Source organism: Streptomyces sp. NPDC054863 (genome assembly GCF_053610825.1).
On sequence record NZ_JBSGZD010000120.1, the window covers coordinates 1 to 21864 of the forward strand.

19 protein-coding genes and 2 pseudogenes are annotated in these 21864 nt (G+C 70.9%); 9 read left to right on the top strand and 12 right to left on the bottom strand.

Annotation, left to right across the window (positions count from 1 at the left end; all coding sequences use genetic code 11):
- Positions 1–31: 31 nt before the first annotated feature.
- The 4 genes from ACWGIG_RS21465 to ACWGIG_RS21480 form a co-directional block, all read right to left on the bottom strand.
- Positions 32–1336 (bottom strand): phytase, encoded by a 1305-nt coding sequence (locus tag ACWGIG_RS21465; RefSeq protein ID WP_453323254.1) that lies wholly within the window; start codon positions 1334–1336, stop codon positions 32–34.
- Positions 1337–1602: 266 nt separating this feature from the next.
- The gene (locus ACWGIG_RS21470) at positions 1603–1836 is read right to left on the bottom strand and encodes an NUDIX domain-containing protein (RefSeq protein ID WP_453323237.1); all 234 of its coding nucleotides are present in this window, start codon (positions 1834–1836) and stop codon (positions 1603–1605) included.
- A 211-nt stretch (positions 1837–2047) separates the two neighbouring features.
- Entirely contained in the window at positions 2048–3538 is a 1491-nt protein-coding gene (locus ACWGIG_RS21475; RefSeq protein WP_453323238.1) for a carboxylesterase/lipase family protein, read from the bottom strand.
- Positions 3539–3552: 14 nt separating this feature from the next.
- Entirely contained in the window at positions 3553–3780 is a 228-nt protein-coding gene (locus ACWGIG_RS21480; RefSeq protein WP_453323239.1) for a hypothetical protein, read from the bottom strand.
- On the opposite strand from ACWGIG_RS21480, the gene ACWGIG_RS21485 reads away from it, so the two are divergent.
- On the top strand, positions 3779–4648 hold the full coding sequence (locus ACWGIG_RS21485; RefSeq protein WP_453323240.1) for a hypothetical protein: 870 nt from the start codon (positions 3779–3781) through the stop codon (positions 4646–4648). The two genes, ACWGIG_RS21480 and ACWGIG_RS21485, sit on opposite strands and share 2 nt — an antisense overlap.
- 649 nt (positions 4649–5297) lie before the next feature.
- On the opposite strand, the gene ACWGIG_RS21490 is transcribed toward ACWGIG_RS21485, so the two are convergent.
- The 3 genes and pseudogenes from ACWGIG_RS21490 to ACWGIG_RS21500 form a co-directional block, all read right to left on the bottom strand.
- Positions 5298–5552 (bottom strand): EF-hand domain-containing protein, encoded by a 255-nt coding sequence (locus tag ACWGIG_RS21490; RefSeq protein ID WP_453323241.1) that lies wholly within the window; start codon positions 5550–5552, stop codon positions 5298–5300.
- Between the two features lie 191 nt (positions 5553–5743).
- Positions 5744–5890, bottom strand: a pseudogene (locus tag ACWGIG_RS21495) (LysR family transcriptional regulator); the annotation flags it as partial.
- Between the two features lie 108 nt (positions 5891–5998).
- The gene (locus tag ACWGIG_RS21500; protein WP_453323242.1) at positions 5999–6169 is read right to left on the bottom strand and encodes an ester cyclase; all 171 of its coding nucleotides are present in this window, start codon (positions 6167–6169) and stop codon (positions 5999–6001) included.
- Positions 6170–6354: 185 nt separating this feature from the next.
- On the opposite strand from ACWGIG_RS21500, the gene ACWGIG_RS21505 reads away from it, so the two are divergent.
- Positions 6355–6933, top strand: coding sequence for a PadR family transcriptional regulator (locus ACWGIG_RS21505; protein WP_453323243.1), 579 nt, complete (start codon positions 6355–6357; stop codon positions 6931–6933).
- 20 nt (positions 6934–6953) lie between these two features.
- Positions 6954–7937, top strand: a complete 984-nt coding sequence (locus ACWGIG_RS21510) for an NADPH:quinone reductase (protein WP_453323244.1) — start codon at positions 6954–6956, stop codon at positions 7935–7937.
- Positions 7938–8085: 148 nt separating this feature from the next.
- Here the strand turns inward: ACWGIG_RS21510 and ACWGIG_RS21515 are convergent.
- Positions 8086–8184: pseudogene (locus ACWGIG_RS21515) on the bottom strand (TnsA-like heteromeric transposase endonuclease subunit); the annotation flags it as partial.
- 47 nt (positions 8185–8231) lie between these two features.
- Here ACWGIG_RS21515 and ACWGIG_RS21520 point away from each other — a divergent pair.
- A complete protein-coding gene (locus tag ACWGIG_RS21520) occupies positions 8232–8723 on the top strand; it encodes a hypothetical protein (protein ID WP_453323245.1) in 492 nt (163 codons plus the stop codon).
- On the opposite strand, the gene ACWGIG_RS21525 is transcribed toward ACWGIG_RS21520, so the two are convergent.
- A complete protein-coding gene (locus ACWGIG_RS21525) occupies positions 8677–9408 on the bottom strand; it encodes a DUF998 domain-containing protein (protein WP_453323246.1) in 732 nt (243 codons plus the stop codon). The two genes, ACWGIG_RS21520 and ACWGIG_RS21525, sit on opposite strands and share 47 nt — an antisense overlap.
- A 182-nt stretch (positions 9409–9590) precedes the next feature.
- On the opposite strand from ACWGIG_RS21525, the gene ACWGIG_RS21530 reads away from it, so the two are divergent.
- Complete coding sequence (locus ACWGIG_RS21530) at positions 9591–9908, top strand: YciI family protein (RefSeq protein WP_453323247.1); 318 nt, start codon at positions 9591–9593, stop codon at positions 9906–9908.
- Complete coding sequence (locus tag ACWGIG_RS21535) at positions 9905–12073, top strand: sigma-70 family RNA polymerase sigma factor (RefSeq protein WP_453323248.1); 2169 nt, start codon at positions 9905–9907, stop codon at positions 12071–12073. The genes ACWGIG_RS21530 and ACWGIG_RS21535 overlap by 4 nt, the downstream gene beginning before the upstream one ends.
- 411 nt (positions 12074–12484) lie before the next feature.
- Here ACWGIG_RS21535 and ACWGIG_RS21540 read toward each other — a convergent pair whose 3' ends face one another.
- Positions 12485–14611 (bottom strand): ATP-binding protein, encoded by a 2127-nt coding sequence (locus tag ACWGIG_RS21540; protein WP_453323249.1) that lies wholly within the window; start codon positions 14609–14611, stop codon positions 12485–12487.
- Complete coding sequence (locus ACWGIG_RS21545) at positions 14598–15674, bottom strand: PP2C family protein-serine/threonine phosphatase (RefSeq protein WP_453323250.1); 1077 nt, start codon at positions 15672–15674, stop codon at positions 14598–14600. The genes ACWGIG_RS21540 and ACWGIG_RS21545 overlap by 14 nt, the downstream gene beginning before the upstream one ends.
- A gap of 939 nt (positions 15675–16613) precedes the next feature.
- On the opposite strand from ACWGIG_RS21545, the gene ACWGIG_RS21550 reads away from it, so the two are divergent.
- The gene (locus tag ACWGIG_RS21550) at positions 16614–16865 is read left to right on the top strand and encodes a hypothetical protein (protein ID WP_453323251.1); all 252 of its coding nucleotides are present in this window, start codon (positions 16614–16616) and stop codon (positions 16863–16865) included.
- Positions 16866–17150: 285 nt separating this feature from the next.
- Here the strand turns inward: ACWGIG_RS21550 and ACWGIG_RS21555 are convergent, their stop codons facing one another.
- Complete coding sequence (locus ACWGIG_RS21555) at positions 17151–17843, bottom strand: hypothetical protein (protein ID WP_453323252.1); 693 nt, start codon at positions 17841–17843, stop codon at positions 17151–17153.
- Positions 17844–18660: 817 nt separating this feature from the next.
- Here ACWGIG_RS21555 and ACWGIG_RS21560 point away from each other — a divergent pair.
- Positions 18661–18966, top strand: a complete 306-nt coding sequence (locus ACWGIG_RS21560; RefSeq protein ID WP_453323253.1) for a transposase — start codon at positions 18661–18663, stop codon at positions 18964–18966.
- The gene (locus ACWGIG_RS21565) at positions 18966–21725 is read left to right on the top strand and encodes a helix-turn-helix domain-containing protein (protein ID WP_453323255.1); all 2760 of its coding nucleotides are present in this window, start codon (positions 18966–18968) and stop codon (positions 21723–21725) included. The genes ACWGIG_RS21560 and ACWGIG_RS21565 overlap by 1 nt, the downstream gene beginning before the upstream one ends.
- The last annotated feature ends 139 nt before the right edge of the window (positions 21726–21864 follow it).

Consider the following 21864-nt stretch of genomic DNA (forward strand, 5'->3'; position numbering starts at 1 on the left):
GCCTGGAGCCGGGCGGCACGGTGGGGGGGGGTCAGCTGTCGAGGGTGTCCATGACCTTGCCGAGGTCGACGAACTTGAAGTTGGTCGCGTCCCGGACGCCGTCGCCGGGGGCGTCGTGCCCGTCCTGGACGACGAGGAGGCCGTTGGGGTACTTGGAGCCGAGCGGGGCGTTCAGGACCGCGGCGCCGTCGCACTCCTCGGAGCCGTCGAGGGTGCCGTTCGCAGCGGTGATCCGGAAGCCGCCCTCGTACTCGTTGGCGTCCTCCAGCTCGCGGTCGTAGGCCGCGAAGGTGTTGTCGCCCTGGCTGGAGGCGAGGAGGTAGCCGTCGCCGTCGGACTCGGTGAGCAGCGTCAGACCCTCGACGTCCGCGGAGATCTTCGTGCCGCCGTAGCCCGGGTCTGCGCCCTGCGTGCACTCCTCGGTCTCCGCGTCGTAGACACCGGGAACACCGTACTCACGGACCTTGTCGATCAGCTTCGGCGTGCCGGTGAGGTCGGCGCGCAGGCGCCAGATGCCGATGTCCTCCTGGCCGGCGTAGAGCGTGCCGTTGGCCGGGTCGACGACCATGCCCTCGACCTGCGGCAGCTCGCCGGGTTCGCCGCACGGGGACCACGAGGTGCCGTTGGGCAGCCGGAAGGAGGAGGGCAGGTCCAGGGTGCGGATCTTGCGGTAGGTGACTTTGCCGTCCGCAGCCGGCAGCAGCTCCAGGAGGGCGATGCTGGTGCGCTCGCGGCGGCTGACCAGGGCGTAGGACTTCCCGGTCACCGGATCGGTCCAGGTCGCCAGACCGTAGGCGGTCCGCTGGTCGTTGACCTCGGCCTGGTCCTTGGAGAACACGGGCGGCGCGGCGGGATCGGTGACGTCGGTCAGCGGGCCGCCGGTGCGGTCGCGGTCGATGCGGTAGAAACGCAGTTGGTCGTGGCCGCGGTCGCTGGCGACGGCCAGGTCCGCCTTCCCCGAGGAGAGCCGCAGCCCGTGGACGAGGTCCACGTTGTTGAACCGGCCCGGGGCGTCGTCCTCACCCGCGGCGGGAGGTGCGGCTATCGACTGCACCGGGCTCGCGTCCAGGTCGTAGACGCGCAGGCCGCCCTCCTTCGCGGTGGCGACGACGAGGCTGCGGCCGGGGTCCGCGGCGTTGCGCCAGATGGCGGGGTCGTCCGCGTCGGCGTTGCCGCCTTCTTCGTCGTCGTGCAGCGCCGGCGTCTCCGCACGGGGAGTCACGGACGCCGGCGCACCGCCGGACGCACGGTGGCTGTGCTCGGCCTGGGCCGGCACGGCCAGGGCCGCCGCCGTAAGGGCCGTGGTCACGGCCAGCACGACCGATCGGGCGATCATGGAGCGAGTCACTCAACTCTCCTCTGCAGGGGGGTGGTTGGACCTGCGAGAGCTTGGTTGCGGAGGGTGTACGTACAGCAGCCGCCGGAGGGCCGGTAACACCGACCTCATCTGTACACCAGATGAACGGTGTACGGGGCGGCGTGCCGTGGTCGTGGTGGAAGTGAACGACTTTTGCAGCATGCCGACTTGGCGGTCATGGCCGTCATCCTTTCGGTGACCGGCACTGACCGACCCGGTTGAGGAGCGATGTCGCGGCGGCGGCTTCACCGGCCGCGGACGATGCCCCCGTCCCTGTCCGTACACCCGTGTCGGGGTGACGGTTCTCGGACCGCGGCTTCCTCCGGGTCTTCTCCGGGGTCGGGGTGTCCGCCGATCACGACGGTCCTGCCGGTCCCGAGCCCCGACAGTTCCTCGCCCAGCAGCACTTCCCACCGCCCCTGAGCGGTGGTCCTGGTCGCGGTGCACAAGGTGGTCCGACGCATCTGCTTCATCGCCATGCCGGCATCCTGCCCACCTGCGAGGCCCGATACGTCCGCCGGTCACCTTCGGGCGTGAAGTGGACGGACCCTGCCCCCGGCGACACCTGGACGAGCAGTTCCCATGTGTTCAGTGATCGAATGCGGTCAGCGACCGGGGGATCGGAGCGCCGGCCAGGTCCTCGTGGCCACCCGGCTGCTGAACACCGCGAAGCGGAGCCGATCCGGACAATCACGAATGATCGAAGGGGGCTGGGGAGCGGCCTTCCCAGATCTGGCGGGATGCCTGTTCGGGGTAGGGCAGAGTCTTCGACTCGGCGTCCAGGACGCGGGTGAGGTGCCCGTCGGGCCGGTGGGCGGACCAGCCCGCGTCGCCGGTGGTGACGAAGCGAACCCATGCCTCCTGGAGTTCGCGGGAGAGCGCGACGGCCTCGGGAGTAGGCTCCTCGCCCATGAGCTGGGTGCCGACGGGGCTGTCCAGCGTGCCGAACGCCAGGGGCACGTCGAGGCTGTGGCAGGCGCCGAGGATGCCGCCGAGGGCCGGGGCAACCCAGCACAGTTCGAACAGGTACGAGGTGCCGCCGGCTGCGGCGTTCGCCTCGGCCAGCTTCTGTGACGGCATGCGGAAGAGGGCGTCGGAGTACACCGTCTCCACCAGCTCCTCCGGGCCTGCCTGTGGGAACGCGGCACGGTAGGCCCGCGCGCCGTCCGGTTGCGGGGCGAGCAGTTCCAGGGCTGCGTGGGCGTCCTCCTCGGTGAAGGTGCCGTACCGTCCGCTCATGACGCTGAAGTACCGGAATTCGTCCCGGGTGTGGCCGACGAGCAGTTCGGTCCCGTTCGCGCGTGCCCCGGTCAGCGCGGACCAGGGCGTTTCCGGGAGGACCTCGCCGTCGACGACGGGGCACAGCGCGGTGCCGGTCTCCGTGAGGCGTCCCCAGCTCTCCCGGTGCGCGTGGAGGCCGGCGTTGAAAGCGGTGAGCTCGGCGGCCAGGTGCCATGGGTCGATGTCGCGCAGGGCCTCGGCGGTGGGGGCCACCGCGCCGAGCCGGTCTGCGAACGCGGCGGTGACCTGCCGTGCCAACGCGGGGGTGCTGTACAGCCCCGGCACCGAATGGGCGATGGCCCGCCGGAACAGGCCGCGCGCGGACTTCATCGTCAGCAGGGCGGCGACCGAGCCCGCCCCGGCGGACACCCCGCCCACGGTGACCCGGCCGGGGTCGCCTCCGAAGGCGGCGATGTTGCGCTGCACCCACTCCAGCGCCGCGATCTGGTCGAGGAATCCGCGGTTGGGCGGCACGTCTTCGAGGAACGCGAATCCCTCCGCGCCCACGCGGCAGTTGATGGTCACCACAACGACTCCCGCCTCGGCCAGCGCTGCCGGGTCGAACATCGGGTCGCTCGACGCCGCCGAGAGGTAGCCGCCCACGGGGATCCACACCAGCACCGGCAGTCCCGCCGCGCCGGGATCTGGAGTGCCGACGTTGAGCGTCAGCCAGTCGGTGCCCTGCGGGGGCACGTCGATCGGCAGTGACAGCGGCACCACGGGGCCGAACTCGACCGCCTGCCTGGTCCCCTCCCGGCGGTGCGGCGGTGCGGGCGCGGCGAAGCGGAGCGCTCCGACCGGGGGCTGGGCGTAGGGGACGCCGCGGAACACCGCGTGCCCCTTCCGCCAGCGCCCCTGCACCACGCCTTCCGTGGTCCGTACCTTCGGCTGTTCGGGCATGACGACTCCTTCCCTCAAGTGGACCCCAGGATCATGGAGGGTGCGGACCTGGGCGATGGCGGCTCGCCCCCCGACCGGTCGGAGGCGAGCCGCCGCCCTTCCAGCGGGGACACATCGGGAAGGGCGCGGCGGGTCTCGGCGGCGGTGCGCTCGGTGCTGTGTCCGGCGCGCTGGGAACACATCCGGACCGTGGCGGCCTGGCGGACGATCTCGGCGCGGCGCGAGCGGCTGATCGTAGACATGAACGCACGCCGGGGGGGCACCGGCTTCGCAGACGGCATCGACGCGATCCTGCCCGACCCCGACAACCCCGACGCCGTGTGGCTCTTCGCCGGTGACCAGTACCTGCGCCACTACCTCGCAGACGGCCTGCGTGACGGCTGGCCCAAGCTCATCGCCCAGACCTGGACGGGCCTGCGCGACACCGCCTTCAGCCGACGCATCGACGACGGCCGGCACCTCGACCATCCCCACGTCAGCATCCTCGGACAGGGCAATGCCGCCGCCGCGCGGCTGCCCGACGAACAGCCCACGGACTCCGGCGAGATCTCCCGCGACGAAGACCCGCCCCCCTCGGCCGCCACGACCCGGTACGAGCACGCCCATCGAGTAGGTCCCGGCCACCGGCCCCGGCGCACGGCTTCGAGTCCCTCGGCGTGCAGGTCCGCCGTATTCGCCCGGCAGTCGCCGAGCACGCTCATACTGAGGGGCCCTTCCCGCACACTCTGCACGGCAACGCCCGTGTGCCGGCCGCGTACCGGCGAGAGCGCCGTGCCTTCGCACGGTTCCTTGAGCCCGGGACCGCCGGCCACTCACATCCACTCCTTCCTCAGGTGGTGCCGAAACGACGTACGGCGCGACCACCCCGAACAGAGCAGGGGGTGTGCCGCGCCGTACGGAGGAACCCCCGAACGATCAGGAGGCGACGAAGAACAGGTCCTTGTCCGGCTCGCCGGCCACCTCACGGCCGCGCGTCGCCTCAACGACCCGGTCAGCGGACAGTGCCGGTACGAACACCGGACCGGATGCCGGTCACCACGAGCCGCTCGCGCGCCCGCCACGACCTCGGCCATCGCCTCCACCAGCTCGGCCCAGCGGGTGAGGACTTGACCACCGCGGTGGTCCCAGAGGTCTCCAGCACACTGGTGGCCGCCCCATCCTGAAGGGCGAACAGTCACCTCCGGCCGCTCCCGGTACAACCGGCACAGCCCCGCCCGGTTCCGCTTCCCCGTCCGCTTGCGCCCGGACTCCCAGGCACTGACCAGACTCGCATCCGCCGCCGGCCCCGTAAGCGCCAGCGCATCAGCGACCTCATCCAGCGTCATGTTCCGCGCCACCCGGGCCCGCCTCAGACCGGACTCGGTGCCTTCCTCCACCGTCACGATCCACTCCCCACCGTGCGCGGGCGCCTTGGGGAAGTCTTCCCCGTACCAGAGAAAACCAGAAGCGCACCTGTACCGCCAGTACACCGCAACAGGCTGCCATTCAGAGGGAGTTGGTTACAGCAGACGCTCCATCGCCGCAGCTGCATCCCGCCAACCGTCGTACGCGCACGGCGGCCCCCATCGGGCCGGCTGAACCGCGGATGTCCCAGCGGCCCGTGGGGCGTCGGCACGGTCCTGTGATCCGCTGCCTTGCACGAGCAGGCCCGGGCGCGAGGGCCGACGGTGCCGGTCGCGGGCTTCGACCTGCTGCCACCGTCCGTCGGAGGACGCGCTCCCGCGGTCCTGGCCCCGGGGGCCGCCGCGCCTCCCGGCGGTCAGCTCCAGCCGAACCGGCGGTCCACCACCGCGGTGAACTCCTCGAAGGTGAGTGCAGCGTCGCCGTTCTGGTCGGCGGCGTCGAACAGGGCGGAGGACGCGTCGGTGTCCTGCACCCCCCAGGACGGGATGACGCCCGTGGCAGCCAGCGACGGCCCCTTCGACCGCAGGGCAACGATCACCTCTTCACGGGTCAGCAGCCCGTCGCCGTCCAGGTCAATGGCCTCGAAGAGTCTGCGGGCCTTGTCACTCATCACGTGCCCCCGTTGGTGTGCGACCGGCGGGAGAACCATCCCGCTCATACGGAAGGACGCAGGCCGGACGGCCTGGGTTGCCCCCACTGGTTCTGTACACGGGACCAGACACCGCTTGTTACGCAGCGCAACAGGCAGGGGAATGTGGTGGGTGGCAGGCACGTCCAGGAGGAGCGCGACGGGAAGGCGATGGTGCCGGTCCGGCGGTCCACCACCAGGGTGCGCTCCCGGCTTTCTGCCCGGCGGATACTGCGGCGCCTGATCCATGGGGCGTCGGAGGCGAGGGCGGCGTAGCGGCGTTCGTGGCCGACGAGGGCGTGGGCGTAGCGGTGGGTGTCTGGCCGCCCGAGCCCCGGTGCGCCTTCGCCTTCTGCCATGGCGACCTGCGGGCCCCTCTCGGCAGCGGTTGCTCCGCATGAACGAAGGCTCACCCGGCACGACCAGGTTCACGACGCCGGGACGGCACCGATCTGCCGCATCACCCCGAGAAGGTCGGGCTGGCCCCGTTCGCCAACGATCCGGCCGTCGGCCAGGTAGTAGAAGTTCATGGCCTGCACCGAGATCCTGTTGCCGCTCGCCGGGATTCCGAAGAATTCACCGTCGTGGGTTCCTCGCACGGTGAACCGCGCGGGCGAGCTTCTCGTTGCCCGTGTTGATGAACTCTACGAATCGGTTCATCACCGACTCGGTGGACTGCGGTGGCATCGTGCTGGGCCTCGTATCAGCGGTGGGTGGACACCTCGGAGCGTCACATCGAAACGATGTTCACATCGATTCGATGTGAATGTGCGAAGATGGGCTCATGCTGGAACTTGCGATACTCGGTTTCCTGGCCGAGGCCCTCTTGCCCGGACACGAGCTGCGCCGCCGCGTCTCACAGCTGACCGGCTATACGCGGCCGGTCAGTGACGGCAGCCTGTATCCGGCGATCAATCGTCTGACCAAGGCGGGCTTGATCGAGCGGCGCGCCGACCCGGCCGCCGGGACGGCGCGGTACGTGCTCAGCCTGACCGCGGCCGGGCGGGCCGAAATGCTTCTGCGTCTGCGCAAGCCCGCCGACCACGAGATCACCGACTTCACCCGGTTCTACATCGTCCTGGCATTCCTCTCCCATCTGCCCGACGTGGCCGAACAGCACGCGGTGCTGCGCAGACGGCTGGAGTTCCTGGAAGAACCGGCGAGCTTCTTCTACGACAACGAACGGCCCCTGCGTGCCGAGGAGATCGCCGATCCCTACCGGCGGGGCATGCTGCTCACCGCCCGCGCCACCAGCCGCGCCGAACGGACCTGGCTCCGCGAGACTCTCGGGGAGCAACCGCCCGCATGCGACACCGCATGCACCGACGGCGATCCGCATGAGCCCGCCGCTCCCCCGAGCTGACTGCCCACGGAGGTACCCCCATGCTTGCTTCCTGGTACGACGCCCAGGGCCCCGCCGCCGATGTCCTGCACGTCGGCGAACTCCCTGACCCCGTCCCCGGCCCCGGCGAGGTCCGCGTCCGCGTCACCGTCTCGGGCGTCAACCCCGGCGACACCAAGAAACGGCGCGGCTGGCTCGGCTCGTCCATGCCCTACCCGCGAGTGATCCCGCACAGCGACGCCGCCGGAGTCATCGATGCCGTGGGCGCCCAAGTCGACGCCCGCCGCGTCGGACAGCGGGTCTGGGTGTACGGAGCCCAGTCCTACCGCCCCTTCGGCACCGCCGCCCAGTTCACCGTCGTTCCTGACCACCAGGCCGCCCCTCTGCCCGACCACCTCAGTGACGAGCTGGGCGCGAGCCTCGGCATCCCCGGTATCACCGCCCACCGCACCGTCTTCGCCGACGGTCCGGTCGACGGCCAACTGGTCCTGGTCCACGGAGTCCTCGGCGGCGTCGGCTCCCTGGCCGCCCAGCTCGCCCACTGGGCCGGCGCCACCGTGATCGCCACCGTCCGCCGCACCGCGGACCTCGACCACATCGACCCGGCCGTCGTCTCCCACTCCGTCGCCCTGGATGTCGGCGACCCTGCCGCGGCCATTCGCTCGTACGCGCCGGGCGGCGTCGACCGGATCATCGAGGTCGCGTTGTCCGACAACGCCGACCTCGACAACGCCGTCGCCGCCAGCAATGCCGTCATCGCCGCCTACGGCACCCGCGCGGACCGCACCGAGATCCCCTTCTGGCCCCTGCTGTTCAACAACGTCACCCTGCGGCTGCTCGGCAGCGACGACTTTCCCGCCGAGGCCAAGCGTCAGGCCGCCCGCGACCTCACCTCCGCAGCCGCCGTCGGCGCCCTCACCGTCGATGTCGGCGACCGCTACCCGCTGGACGACATCGCCAAGGCCCACGAGCATGTCGACGCCGGCGGTCGCCACGGCCGGATCCTGGTCACCATCCCCCGATAGCGCAGATTCAGAACGCTGCTCCTTCAGCGGCAATCCCCCCCGGCCTTACCAGAGTCGGCAGGTCGTGGGCTTACGCGACCTTCCGGAAGCGCCCGGGGGCCATGGCTGGCCGTCGGCGCTGTCCGCAGTCACGGGATCGCGTGCAGCCCGCGCGGACATCGACGACCCTGGCCGAGCCAGCTGCGCAGCGTACGAAGAAGTCCGGTGCATGCCGGCGCTCACGTGCCCCGTCGTGCCAGTGCAGCCAGAGCCGGAGCTCTTGGGGTCTCGTGGTGGCTTCGGGGTGGATGGGCCATGGACTTCTTCCTCGGCGAGATCACGAGAGACCATGAGGACATCGGCTGGTTCGCCTGGTCGGACGGTGCCGGGGCCCTGGCGGAAGGCTTGCTGCTGCACGGCTGTCGAGCGGTCCCAGGACCGCCGCCTGACCTGAAGCTCGATTTCTCCTTCGAGATCAAGCGGATGACGCCCACCTGGGATCCCTCCCGGCCTCGACGGACCAAGGGCGCTGCTGCGGATCATCCGCAGAGGCACCGGGTCGGTGGTGACCTGGCGGGCGCCCGGTGGTGCCGGGCCGACGGCCTTGATACGTCGTCACCGTCGGGGCCGGAGGCAGTCGCTCAGGGCTTCCGGGTGCTCCGGCACAGGTCTCTTCGGCGCTGTACCGGGCGTGCTCGGCGGCCGGGGCCCGAGACAGCTTCAGCTCGCAGGGCGGCGAGTGCCCTGGTGGCGGTGGCCCTCAGGCAGTACGCCGGTAGTGCACGGCCACGTACGCGAGCAGCGTGAACATGACGGTCGTGCCGATGGCCATGGTCAGCGCGCCCGCCTTGCCGCCGCTCATCGACCACGCGTCACCGGCAAGCATCACCGTGGCGGCGACCCGGGAGACCACCGCGAGCCGCCGGTTCCCGAGCCGGGAGAAGTGCCGGCCGAGCAGGTAGCCCGCGGCGATCAGCGAGGCGAAGGTGATCGACCCGGCGGCCATGTGTCCGTACGCGTGCCAGCTCATCGACTGCGGGATGCCCGCCGGCGTGCCCACCGGGAAGGCGTCCGCCGGGTCCATCGTCAGCAGCCCGGCGGCGACCATGCCGACCCCGACCACCCGGACCAGCCGCGGCACCGCGACACCGCCGGCCGTCCCCTGCATGACCCGGCGCAGTCCAGCCGCGCCCGCCGTGGCCAGGATCCCGGCGATCACGAAGTTGGTGATCTGAAGCCAGCCGAGCGATCCGGTGGCCAGCTGGCTGAGCGCGTGCCGGGTCGGCTCGAACCCCTCCCGGGTGAGTGCCTGGGCGACCGACACGGCCACCCACAGTGGACCGGCGACGGCAGCACAGGCGAGCAGCCGACGGGTGCCGATCGAGCCGCGCCGGGCAGCGGGGCGAGCCTGGTCGGCGGCGGCTTCCGCTGTGGTGGTGGCTGTGTCTGTGGTGGTGGCTGTGGCGTGCGGGAGGCGGGTGCTGGTGGTCACGACGGGCTCCTTCGAGGGGCGGGTGGGCCACGGACTTCTTCCGTGGGGCTCGCACCCACGTCGATCCGCTGATACAAGAGGGAATCAGCGAATTCCCTGTCACATCGTCGGTACGACGTGTCAGTACGCCCCGGCGGTCCGGCCGGGCGGGATGAAACCGGAGAGACACCATGCGCTACCTGATGACGACCAAGGCCTCGGAGACGGCGAAGGTCCCCGACGAGAAGCTCTTCGCCGAGATGGGCGCCTTCATCGAGGAGCTGAGCGCCGCAGGTGCGCTGCTGGCCACCGGCGGGCTCGAACCGGGCGGTGTCCGGCTGGTCTCCGAGGGCGGCGACATCACCGTCACGGACGGCCCGTTCGCCGAGTCCAAGGAGGCCGTCGTCGGCTTCGCCCTCATCGAGGTCCGCTCCAAGGAGGAGGCGGTGGAGCTGGGCCGCCGGTTCCGGAAGATCGTCGGTGACGGCGAGAGCATGATCCAGCAGGTCTTCGGTCCGTGACGGACGTCGACCGCACGGACGTCCACCGCACGGTCGACGCGATCTGGAAGATGGAGTCGGCACGTATCGTCGCCGCGCTCACCCGCATGGTGCGCGACGTAGGCGTGGCCGAGGAGTTGGCGCAGGACGCGCTGGTCGCGGCGCTGGAACGGTGGCCCGAGTCTGGAATCCCGGACAATCCGGGCGCCTGGCTCACCACCGTCGCCAAGCGCCGCGCCGTCGACCACATCCGTCGCGACCGGCGCTTGGCCGAGCACGGCGAGACGCTCGCGCACGAACTGGCCGAGCGGCAGCGGCTCGACGGCGACGGCGGCTTCGACCACGATCTTGAGTCCGCCAAGTCCGCCGATCCTGCCGATCCCGCCGATCCCGCCTCCGAGCAGGACGACGTGCTACGGCTGATGTTCGTCTCCTGTCACTCGGTCCTCCCGACCGAGGCACGCGTCGCCCTGACCCTGCGGCTGCTCGGCGGACTCACCGCGTCCGAGATCGCCCGCGCGTTCCTCACCGCCGAGCCGCTGATCGCCCGCCGCATCGCCACGGCGAAGCGCACACTCGCCGAGGAGCGGGTGCCGTTCGCCCTCCCGGACGGTGCCGAGCTGACCGAACGCCTCACCTCCGTCCTGGAGGTCGTCTACCTGATCTTCAACGAGGGTTACTCGGCGACCTCGGGCGACGACCTGATGCGGCCCGGCCTGTGCCTGGAGGCGCTGCGGCTGGGACGCCTGCTCGCCCGGTCGGTACCCGACGAGGCGGAAGTGCACGGCCTGGTGGCGCTCATGGAGGTCCAGGCCTCCCGCACGGCGGCCCGCACCGGCCCCGCCGGCGAACCGGTTCCGTTGCACCTGCAGAACCGGGGACACTGGGACCCCTTGCTCATCCGTCGCGGCTTCGCGGCGATGCTGCGGGCTCGCGCGGCCGGTACGCCCGGCCGGCCAGGTCCCTACGTACTGCAGGCCGCGATCGCCGTCTGCCACGCCCAGGCGCGCACCGCCGAGGAGACCGACTGGGTACGGATCTCCGGACTGTACGCCGCCCTCGCCCGCCTCCTGCCCACCGCCGTGGTGCGGCTCAACCAGGCGGTCGCGGTGGGCATGGCGGACGGCCCCGCAGCGGGCCTTGCCCTCGTCGACACGCTCGCCCCCGACCCCGCGCTCCGCGACTACCACCTGCTCCCCGGCGTGCGCGGCGACCTGCTGCTGCGCCTGGGGCGCGGCGAGGAGGCCCGCCGGGAGTTCGAACGGGCGGCGCTGCTGACCCGGAACGCCGCCGAACGCGCGTACCTGACGCGTCGTGCCGAGGCGATCCCGGTCAAGGACGCGTCCACGCCGACGTTCGGAGAGGCCATCGACGCGTTCCTGGCCCAGGACCGGCTCGCACCGGCGACGGCCCGCTCCTACGGACAGACCTTGCGGCGGCTGCGGCCGGCTCTGGGAGTGGGGATGCCGCTCACCTCGCTGACGGCCGATCAGATCGCCCGTGCCTTCCGCCTCTCGTGGGGCGGCGTGGCGGCGTCCACCTGGAACCGACACCGCGCCGCCGTACGGGCTTTCGGGGCGTGGGCGCACGCCCCGGCCCTCGACGCGGCCATCCCCCAGCGGATGCCCCGGCGCCGCCGCGCACCGGCGCCCGTACCCGCCCCGGTCCCGCCAGGGACTGCGTGGCCGGGAGAGGTCGAAGCCCCGTTGCGGGAGCGCACCTTGTGGACGCTGCTGCACGAGTCGGGCTCCACCGTCACGGCCTTGCTGGCCCTCAACGTCCAGGACCTGGACCTGCCGGAGAGACGAGCCTGCCGCGCGGGCCGGCGGTCGGACCGGCGTGGCGCGTGGATCACCTGGCGATCGAAAACGGCCGCGCTCCTTTCCGAACTCCTGGACGGCCGGGCCCAGGGTCCGGTGTTCCTCACCGACCGACGCCCGGGGCCGGCGCGGGCGGGCATCCTGGGCGCGGCCGACGTCTGCCCGCAGACCGGCCGAGGGCGACTGTCCTACGAGCGCGCCGAGTTCCTGTGCAAGTCGGCAACCGGCCTCGCGCTGCGCCAACTGCGGGACTGGGACGGGGAAGGGGACCAGGACGGGGACAGGGACGGGGACGGGGACAGGGACGGCACCGACGATGAGGGTGCCGTCCGCCTCAAGGTGACCCCCGTCACCGAAGAGCAGTAATCGGCCCGGTCATACGGGCACAGGATGGGCAGCGGCCCATCGCCCCGGCTCGGGCGGCATCGCATCCGTACCGGGGTGGAGATCACCAACAGCATCCTGCAAGTGATCCGGAGCCATGTTTCACGCGCCGCCGACACACTGCTGTCGCGGGCTGCTCCGCCCATTCTTCAGCGGGGCAGCAGGACAGGATGCCGAGAAGGAGTTGTCCGGGTTTCCTGAATTGCCCACCACGGGGCCTGAACTGCGGAGACGGTGGCGCAACGCCGAGGCGATGTCAGGGGTTCACGCAGGGGCACGTGCGCATACCCCAACTCCCACCGGTGCTCGCTGTCACGCCCCCGGGAATGGCACAGGCGCATCGGCTCGGCTGTCGCCAGGACTCGGTGTTCGTCGACTTCCAGGGGCCGCGATTCACACGGCTTCACCGGGGACGAGTGCGTCCACAGTGTCCTGACGGGTGCGGTATCCGCTCTGGAAGACAGTGATGTAGACGTCGTCGCCCAGAGCGCGGCGAGCTTTCTCCTCGCAGGCCTGCCGAGTGGCGACCCATTCGGAGACTCCGATCTGCGGCGCCCCGAGGGTGTCCCACAATTGTTGGGCAAGGCCGAGCAGGTGGGCGGTCTGCCGAGCATCGTCGGCCGCGGCTGCGGCTGCGGCGAGCACGTCCAAGGCGACGGCCATTCCGAGTGAGTCGTCGAGGCGCCGTTTGGTCACCCATGCGGCCCGGCCGTATTCGAACGCGGTCTCCACCCGACTGCGCGCCAGCTCGGCGCGCGCACACATGTAGTCGGTGAAGGCACGCGACCACCGCTCGCTGTGCCGGTCGCAGTCGGCGCGTACGTGCTCCAGTACGGCGACGGCCTCATCGATGCAGCCTTCGCTGATGTACGCCAGGCTGCGTACGAATGCGGCCGACTGCACGGGTTGAGCCAGCGGGGTGCACAAGTGCCGGTCCAGGACCGCCTGGGACAACGCGGCGGCGCGCGGGTGGTCGCCGAGCATCACGGCCGCGATGGAGGCCAGGGAGTCGGCAGCGTCGGACGGCGTGGCACCACTGGACCGGGCGGCCGTCGCTGCGATTTCAGAGGCCCGCGCCCCGGCCGCCTCCGGATCCCCCAGGGTGACGAACACCATGCCCTCGGTCCATAGGGCTTTGTCGCGTTCCGGACAAGGTTCGAGGTCCGTGGCAAGGGCCTGGGCCAGGTAGTACTGGCCCTCCCTCGGGAACCCGCAGGCGTGCCAGAAGAACCAGAGGTTCCCGGCGATTTCCAGTGCGGTGTGCCCCTCGGACAGCACCAGGCTGAAGTCCAGGGCGGCGCGCAGGTTCGTGTGCTCCGAGGTCGTACGCGTGTACCAGGTGTACTGCTCGGGGCCGAGCCACCCGATGTCCGCCTGATGGGCGAACGCCCGGTAGTAGGCCAGATGGCGGTGGCGCAGGCGCTCCTCCTCACCCAGTTCGCGCAGCCAGTCCGCACCGTACTCCCGAAGGGTGTCCAGCATCCGGAACCGCTCCGAACCTTCCGGGCTCGGCAGCCAGTTGGCGATGGAGTTGTCCACGAGCACGCCGAGCAGGAGGGGAATGTCGTCCGCCGGCAGGTGCTCATCGGCGCAGACCGCGACCGCCGCCTCGGTGTCGAAGGACCCGGTGAAGACCGAAAGCCTTGCCCACAGCAGCCGTTCGACCGGTGTGCACAGCTCGTGGCTCCAGCCGATGGTGGTACGCAGCGCCCGGTGCCAAGGGGGCGCCTCCCGTTCCGGGTGCAGCCGGGCAGCCGGTGGAAGGCCGTCGTCCGGCGCCGCGTCGGCGGTGTGCAGGACGTCGAAACGGTCCGGCAGCCGCTTGACCAGCTCGCCGACGGGGATCTCGCCCAGCCGGGCTGCGGCAAGTTCGATGGCCAGGGGCAGCCCTTCGAGGAGCTGGGACAGGCGTAGGACATCGTCCGCGTTGGCCGATGACACCGTGAAGCCGGGCACTGTCTCAGCGGCCCGTTCGACCAGGAGCATCACAGCCTCCGAGATGCCCATGCCCTCTTGGCCCAGGGGTACCGGCAACGGCTCCAGGGTGAGGGCCTCCTCCGCGACGAGCCCGAGACGACGGCGGCTGGTGGCCAGGATCCGCAGCCCCGGAGCGGCCCGCAGCAGTACTTCGACGACCATGGCGCACGCGTCGGGCAGATGCTCGCAGGTGTCGAGGACCAGCAACAGTTCCCGCTCGGCCAGATAGTCGGCGAGCACGTCGAGCATGGGCCGGGTGGACTGATCAGCCAGGGGCAGGGCTTCCGCGATCGAGTGGGCGAGCAGCGCGCCCTCCCGCAGTCCGGTCAGTTCCACCCACCACACACCGTCGGCGAACAGCGGCCGCAGTCCAGCGGCCGCCCGCCGGGCGAGTCTGCTCTTGCCCACGCCTCCCACACCGGTCAGCGTGACCAGCCGGGACCGGCCGCACAGCCGTTCCAGTTGCTCCAGCTCAAGGCAGCGGCCAACCATGCTGGTGGTCTCCGTCGGCAGGTTTCCCGGCCACTGCTCAGTCGGTTCCATCAGTGCGCCTTCCTGGCTGCGGGGCCATGTGCTGCTCATGGACAACGGGGAAATCGTGGGTCCTGCCCGCTTCGCTCGTGGGCGTCGGCTGGCGGGGCTCACAGATGATCAGGGCCAGGTCGTCCTGGAGTGCGCCGCCGGCATGGGCGCTCGCCAGGGCGAGGAGAGCATCGAGGCACTCCCCCAGACAGGGCTGGCACGCGGCCTCCCTGACCCGGTCGTCCAGGGGAAGCATCACCCCTTTCGCATCGCGTGCCTCGCTCAGACCGTCGGTGTAGAGCAGCAGCCGTTCGCCGGCTCCCAGACGGGCGCGTTGCAGCTGAGGGGCGGGCTTGAGCCCCAGCGGAGCCGACGGCCGGAGCGGTGTCAGCGGCTCGGCCCGCAGGCCGATGCGCAGCGGGGCCGGATGCCCGCAGTTCACCAGCCTCACCTCGCCCGGTACGAATTCGGCGAGCACCACGGTGACGAAGTCTTCCGGGCCGAGATCGCCCGTTATCCGAGCGTCGAGGTGGGCGGCCAGGTCCACCAGTCCGGGAATGGTGCAGGCGCCCTCTCGGAACGCGCCGACCGTGGCGGCACAGAGCACGGCTGCCTCCGGCCCGTGTCCCCGCACGTCCCCGATCAACACACGCGGTCCGTAGGGCGATTGCACCAGGTCGTACAGATCGCCGCCGAGGCCGATCCCCGAGACAGCCCGGTACAGGGAGGAGAAGCCGATCCCGCTGACCTCCGCCCTCAATGGGCGCAGTACCGCATCCTGCGAGCGCTGTGCGACACGGGTCAGCTCGGCTTCCCGCCTGACGCGACGGTGCGCGCCGTGGACAGCCGCACCACCGATGATGACCAGCAGGAGGCTGTCGAGGGCGACGGCCGACGGGGAGACCCGGGCGCCGTACATGCCGGCGGCGACGGTGAGCACGACACACCAGACGACGATGTGCGCGGTGGCCTTGGGCCCTTTGCGGACACTGATCACGACGGGGCCGACGAGCAGGAGACCTGGCATCAGGCGCCACTCCGTGACGGCTCCGACGGCTATCAGGGTTCCGCCGGTCAGAAGCACCCACGCCTCCGGAGCTCGGCACACCGGGTATCCACTTCGTCGAGCCGCAACAGCTCCGCCCCCTCGCGTTCTTACGTTCTGTGAGCGGGAGAGTAGTCCGGGTCCTCGCCGAAGACGGTGGTGACGGTGAGTTTGGCCAGAGGTGCCGCGAAATGGCAGCTCGTGAACGGAAGCCGTCGCAATCTGTTACGGCATATGCCGGGCAGGCGTACGGAGGCGGATGCGGTGGGATCAGACTTCCCCTGCACGAAAGGGAGTTCCCGGTCGCCACTCCCGTCACCCACAATCACCGAAGTCGAACGGCAGGCCACCCGCGACTTCCTCACCGACCACCAGCCCGCCGACCTGCCCTGCGACACCCACGGAAACCGCCGCAACACGTCACCCCTCCCTTTGAGTACCGGCATCCCTTTGAGTACCGGCGGGTCATGTCAGGCGGCCCCATGGAACAGCGGGTACGGCCACCGCGCCTGCGCCGTCTGCTGCACCTCGGGCAAGCAACTGGCCGGCGGAAAGGGGAGGCTTCGGCCCGCGTGCCGCGGCTGACCCATGTCCCGCGCGTACCGCTTTGGGGGCGGTTGACGTGAGACGGCGTCAGGGGCGGCCACGGATCACGCTGTGGGGGCCGAGACGTGCGGTGACGAGGGATGCCACTGGGGCGTGCCTGCGGAAGAGGTGAGGTTGTTGCGTTCCCTCAGTGCTCTGGTGGACGGCCAGGGACCGTCCACCGTGCAGGCCCTGACCGGTATCGCTGCCGAGCGGCGCGCTGTCTCACCAGGGCCTCGCGGTTCACTGTCGAGACCCGGAGCGCGGAGGGTGCCTGGCGGATGCCGTCGCAGCCGCGCGTGCTGCAGAACGCGGTCGTGGCCTGCTCCCTGGCGCACGTCCAGGAGGAACGGGCTGCACGGGTGCCATCTCCCCGTCACGGACCAGGAATTCGTGACCCGCACCCGCACACGCTCGCTGACCCTCGCCCGCCGGGCCCGCCCGGTGACACGGGTCGCGGACCTCGCACGCCACACGGCAGGCACCCTGCCCATGGCCATCGCCTCGGCCCACGACGGCCACGTCGTCCGCGCCGGGCCGGCCGCAACCGGGCTGGACAGCCTGTTCCACACCATCGTCGCCCGCGAACACGTCAGCCGCCTCAAGCCCGCCCCGGACGCCTACCTCAGGCCGCCATGGAACTGACCACGCCCCCCAGCCGACGCCTGGCCTTCGAGAACACCAAGGCGTCGGCGGCCTGGCCCACCGCGTATGCCTCGACCAGGGCGGGGCGGACTCCGGTGCGGCCTGGTGTCCGAAGAGCGTCTCGGCGTCGGCCTTGCACCAGACGGCCAGGTTGTCGGCCGAGCCCCAGGACGCCGGACCTGTCGGCAGACGGCCCGGTTACACATCCACCGGAGGTACGCACCCGCTCGCCCCCAAGGCAGAGGAGGCGGCCGGGTCCTCGGTGCACGCAACCCGGGCAGACTGCTACCTCGTGCGGTGGGTGATCGTGCAGTTCATGGCGTCGAGGGTGAGGGTGTCACCGCCGGCGGTGCCGGTCAGGGGCTCTACGAGGGTGAAGTGCGCGCCGCGGGGCGGGAACTCCTTCGCGGCCGGGTCCCGCAGCAGCATGTGAGGGGCGCCCTTGCCGGTGAGGTTCAGGGGGCTGCCGTTGGCGGTGGTCGCGGTCAGCGGGACGGCGAAGGTGACCTGTGCGGGGAAGAACAGGCCGAGGTAGGACCGGAAGAAGGTGACCGGGTCCCGCTGGAACTCGACGCTCAGCTGGGGCCATTTCAGCGGGTTGAAGAACAGCTCCCCGAAACGGCGCACCAGCCGGTCGGGGTCGGAGGGCACGATGCTTCCCAGAGCCGGGGGCGCGGCGGGGGCCAGGGCCAGGGAACGCAGAGGGGCCGCGGGGTCGGCGAACGTGCCGGTGAACGCGGTGGTGCGCAGGTGCACCCGGATCTCCGGCTTGGCACCGTTCTTCCGGGACGGGGAGGGGCCCTCGCTGATCGTCCACGCCAGTTCACCGCGGGCGGCACTGGTGGTACGGGCGGTGCCGCGGAGCAGGGCGGCCTGCGGGGCGGCCCAGTCGGCCTGCCCCGCGGCGCCGTACACCGTCTTCAGGGCGAGGGCGAAGAACTGGCCGGGATCTGTGGAAGGGCAGCGTCGCAGCGGCACCGGCCGGGGCGGCGCCGGCCGCTACGGCCTGGGCCGCACTGACGCCTGCCACAGCGGCGGCCAAAGCCACGGCCGTGGTGCCGCGCAGAAAGGACCGACGGTCAGGATGGTGCGAAAGCTTGTGGTTCATGCCTGTATCCGACCGGAAGTCGCCCTGCAGATGCGGGAGGCGCTCCGACGAGCACACGCACACGCCCAGCCGCGCTCCGTGCCGCGCCCGGAGGCTCAGTACGGGCTTCTGCTGGCATGGCCATCGGCCATGGGTGATGTCCTTCGGGTGGAGCGAACCGGCACCTGCTCGGTTGACGTGCCGGTTGGGCCAGGGGCTGGTCCATCAGCGTTGGGAGACTCCGTTGCTCCACCGGTCGGTGAGGTCGACGACGTAGCGGCAGTGAGGGTCGCGGGGAGGGCGGTGAGTGCCCCACCGGGCTGTACTTCGGCCCCGATGACCCCGGGGATGTCGTCGCTGTCCAGGGAGAGGCGCAGTAGCCCGGCTTCCCGGAACAGACGAGGCTCTTCTCTGCCCGATGTGACGATCAGGTCGGTCGCCGCCGATCTGGGGATCAACCCGGAGACCTTGCGGAACTGGGGAGGGCCGCCGGAGCAAGCCGTCCACGCGGACGCAGGACGCAGGAACCGGCCCAGCCGTCGGCCCCGCTCGAAGCGGAGAACGCGGCCCTGCGCAGGAGAGTCCGTGAGGTCGAGGAGGAACGCGAGATCCTGCGGAAGGCTGCGCAGTATTTCGCCGGGGAGACGCGCTGGTGAACCGCTTCCAGTTCGTCGCCGACCACCAGCGCCGCCACGGCGTGAAGCGGCTGTGCTCCTTCCTCGGCATCGCCCGCTCAGCTTCTACTACCGGCGCCGGACAGCCGCGGGTAGGGCCGCCCGGCCGGCCTCCGACGCGAAGCCGGCCGCCCGGATACGGGCCGTCCACCGAGAATCGGACGACATCTACGGAGTACCGCGGATCACCGCTGAAGTGCGCGAGGACGGCGGCCCGGCCGTCCACCGCAAACGCGTCGCCAGAGTCATGCGAGCCTTCGGGACCGAAGGGGTCCGGTTGCGCCGCCGACACCGCGCCACCGTCCCCGACCCGGCCGCGGCCAAGGCGCGCCGGGCCTGATCGCCCGCGACTTCACCGCATGCGAGCCGAACACGAAGCACGTCGGCGACATCACCTACCTGCCCCTCGACGCCGGGAAGTTCTGCTGCCTGGCGTCCGTCATCGACCTCGCCTCCCGCCGCCTTGTCGGCCCGGCGATCGCCGACCACCTGCACGCGGATCTCGTGACCGACGCCCTGGCCGCGGCGATCCGTACCCGCGGCAGCCTCGCCGGATCAATCATGCGCACCGACCACGGAGCCCCGTACACAAGACGAGCGCCAGGCCCGACTCGACGCCTTCCGACGGCTCCACCGCGACAACACCCGCCGCCGGCACTCCCGCCTCGGCCGACGATCACCGATCGCCTTCGAGAACGTCTTCCACCTCACACCAACGACGCTCGCACGAGCCGCATAACCCGTGTTCAGGATTCGGGGTCGAGGCCCGAGAACCTGATGACCACCCGACTCACGCCGAACAGGTCACCCATGGCCGATCGGCTTGGTAAGAAGGATCCCGTGGAGGATCAATTCGCTGCGGCAATACGCCGGTTACGCTTACGCGCGGGACTGACCCAGGAAGCCCTGGCCGAACGTTCCGGCGTGTCGGTCAGCACGATCCGCGGCATGGAAACCGGCAGACGCCGCAATCCGCAGTTCGCGTCGGTGCGTCAACTCGCCGCCGCGCTCGACCTGCAGCCGACGGAACAGGACGAACTGCTGGCCGCGGTGGGCGCGGCTGAGCACTCGGTGCTCCCGGCCCCGCGCCAGCTTCCGGCCCCACCGGCCCCGTTCGTGGGCCGCCGCCACGACTTGGAGCGGCTCGACGCCACACTGCGCTCCGGTTCGGGCACCGTGGTCCTCTCCGCGATCGCCGGAGCCGGCGGGGTGGGCAAGTCCTGGCTGGCCCTGCACTGGGCGCACCGCAACGCCGACCGGTTCCCCGACGGGCAACTCTTCGTCGATCTACGGGGTTTCAGTCCCGACGGCGGTCCGATGGACCCGTCCGTGGCCGTACGCGGATTCCTGGACGCGCTGGGCGTCGAGCCCAGCCGCATCCCCGTCGCCCCGCACGCGCAAGCGGCTTTGTTCCGCAGCCTGGTGGCGGACAAGCGGATGCTGCTGGTACTCGACAACGCAGCCGACACCGCCCAGGTCATTCCTCTGCTGCCGGGCGGCGACACCTGCACCGTGGCGGTCACCAGCCGCAACCGGCTGTCCGGCCTGATCACCGGCCACGGCGCCCATCACCTGGCCGTCGGCACTCTCACCGACACGGAGGCCCGTGGGCTGCTCACCGCCCGGCTCGGCGCCGTACGGATCGACGCCGAATCCGCAGCGGTGGACGAACTCGTCCGTCTGTGCGGCGGGTTTCCGCTGGCGCTGAGCATCATCGCCGGCCGCGCCCACACCCATCCGCAACTGTCTCTGGCCGACCTCGCCGGCGAACTGCGCGACAGCGCACTGGATGTACTCGACGACGCCGACCCGGCCGCGAGCCTGCCCGCCGTGCTCTCGTTGTCCCACCACGCGTTGAGCGACGAAGAGGCCGAAGTGTTCGGGCTGCTCGCGATCGCCCCCGGCCCCGACGTGAGCCTTCCCGCCGCCAAAAGCCTGAGCGGCCTCAGCCTCAGCCGGACCAGGACCGTGCTGCGGAGGCTGGAACAGGCCTCACTCATCAGCCAGGACGCCGTCGGCCGCTCTCGCATGCACGACCTGATCCGCCAGTACGCCGACACCGCCCACCGTACGGCCGGTGCCACACGGCAGGCAGCGCTGCGGCGGGTCCTCGACTTCTACACCCGCACCGCGTACGCCGCGGAGCGTCTCCTGGACCCCCACCGGGACCCCATCGAACTCGACCCGCCCGTGTCCGGCTCCCACCCCCAGACACTCGCCGACATCCCCGCAGCGATGAAGTGGTTCGACACCGAGCACCGGAATCTGCTCGCCGCCCAGCAGACCGCCGTCACGCACGCCTCGCACCGCACGGCGTGGCAGCTGGCATGGACGCTGAACACCTTTCACTACCGGCGAGGTCACCGCCACGATCAGCTCGCCGTGTGGCAGATCGCGGTCGACTCCGCGGGGCAACTGCCCGACCCCGGCGCCCAGATCCTCACCCATCGACTTCTCGGCCGCGCCCACGTCGTGCTCGGGCACCACCAGGAGGCGATCGGAGCCCTGCACCAGGCCCTCTCCCTGAGCGAGCAGCACCACGACCGCGCCCTCCAGGCCCACGCGCACTACACGCTCGCATCGATCTGGCCGGACGACCGGCGGGCTCTGGACCATGCCAGACGCGCACTGGACCTCTACCGCGGTTTCGATCGGCCGATCTGGGAGGCCAACGCGCTCAACGCCGTGGGCTGGTTCGCCGCGCGCCTCGGCGACCACGCCACCGCCCGCGAGAACTGCCGGGCCGCCCTCACCCTCTTCCAGCGCCACCGGGACCTGGGCGGCCAAGCACAGACCCTGGACAGCCTCGGCTACATCGACCACCACAGTGACCACCACCAAGACGCTGTCCAGCACTACAGCCAGGCCCTCAGTCTGTACCGCGACCTCGGCAACACCTACGAAACCGCCGACACCCTCGACCGGCTGGGCCATGCCCACGCCGCCCCGGGCCACCACGACCAGGCCCTTGCCGTGTGGCGAGAAGCACGGGACCTGTACCGACAACAAGGACGTGATGACGAGGCCGAGCAGGTACAGCGACAGCTCGACGGCCTCGACGGCCCCGACGAAGAGAGCAACCCGCACAGCCCCCGTTGACCTTCCGCGGCTCACCCGCCGATCCGCCGCATCAGCGTGTGTCTTGCCCCCCCCATTACCGTTTTCGTTGGCTCCGCAACGGAGCTTCCGGCCTCCGGGACCGGCATGACTTCCCCCCCTTGTTGACCATGATCCGGGG

What these genes read in the sequence shown, in the direction of transcription:
- ACWGIG_RS21490 (WP_453323241.1), bottom strand. Translation starts at nt 5,552, where the DNA reads ATGAGTGACAAGGCCCGCAGACTCTTCGAGGCCATTGACCTGGACGGC.
- ACWGIG_RS21510 (WP_453323244.1), top strand. Translation starts at nt 6,954, where the DNA reads ATGCTTGCTTCCTGGTACGACGCCCAGGGCCCCGCCGCCGATGTCCTG.
- ACWGIG_RS21475 (WP_453323238.1), bottom strand. Translation starts at nt 3,538, where the DNA reads ATGCCCGAACAGCCGAAGGTACGGACCACGGAAGGCGTGGTGCAGGGG.
- ACWGIG_RS21520 (WP_453323245.1), top strand. Translation starts at nt 8,232, where the DNA reads ATGGACTTCTTCCTCGGCGAGATCACGAGAGACCATGAGGACATCGGC.
- ACWGIG_RS21480 (WP_453323239.1), bottom strand. Translation starts at nt 3,780, where the DNA reads ATGTCTACGATCAGCCGCTCGCGCCGCGCCGAGATCGTCCGCCAGGCC.
- ACWGIG_RS21540 (WP_453323249.1), bottom strand. Translation starts at nt 14,611, where the DNA reads ATGGAACCGACTGAGCAGTGGCCGGGAAACCTGCCGACGGAGACCACC.
- ACWGIG_RS21485 (WP_453323240.1), top strand. Translation starts at nt 3,779, where the DNA reads ATGAACGCACGCCGGGGGGGCACCGGCTTCGCAGACGGCATCGACGCG.
- ACWGIG_RS21530 (WP_453323247.1), top strand. Translation starts at nt 9,591, where the DNA reads ATGACGACCAAGGCCTCGGAGACGGCGAAGGTCCCCGACGAGAAGCTC.
- ACWGIG_RS21470 (WP_453323237.1), bottom strand. Translation starts at nt 1,836, where the DNA reads ATGGCGATGAAGCAGATGCGTCGGACCACCTTGTGCACCGCGACCAGG.
- ACWGIG_RS21505 (WP_453323243.1), top strand. Translation starts at nt 6,355, where the DNA reads ATGCTGGAACTTGCGATACTCGGTTTCCTGGCCGAGGCCCTCTTGCCC.
- ACWGIG_RS21465 (WP_453323254.1), bottom strand. Translation starts at nt 1,336, where the DNA reads ATGATCGCCCGATCGGTCGTGCTGGCCGTGACCACGGCCCTTACGGCG.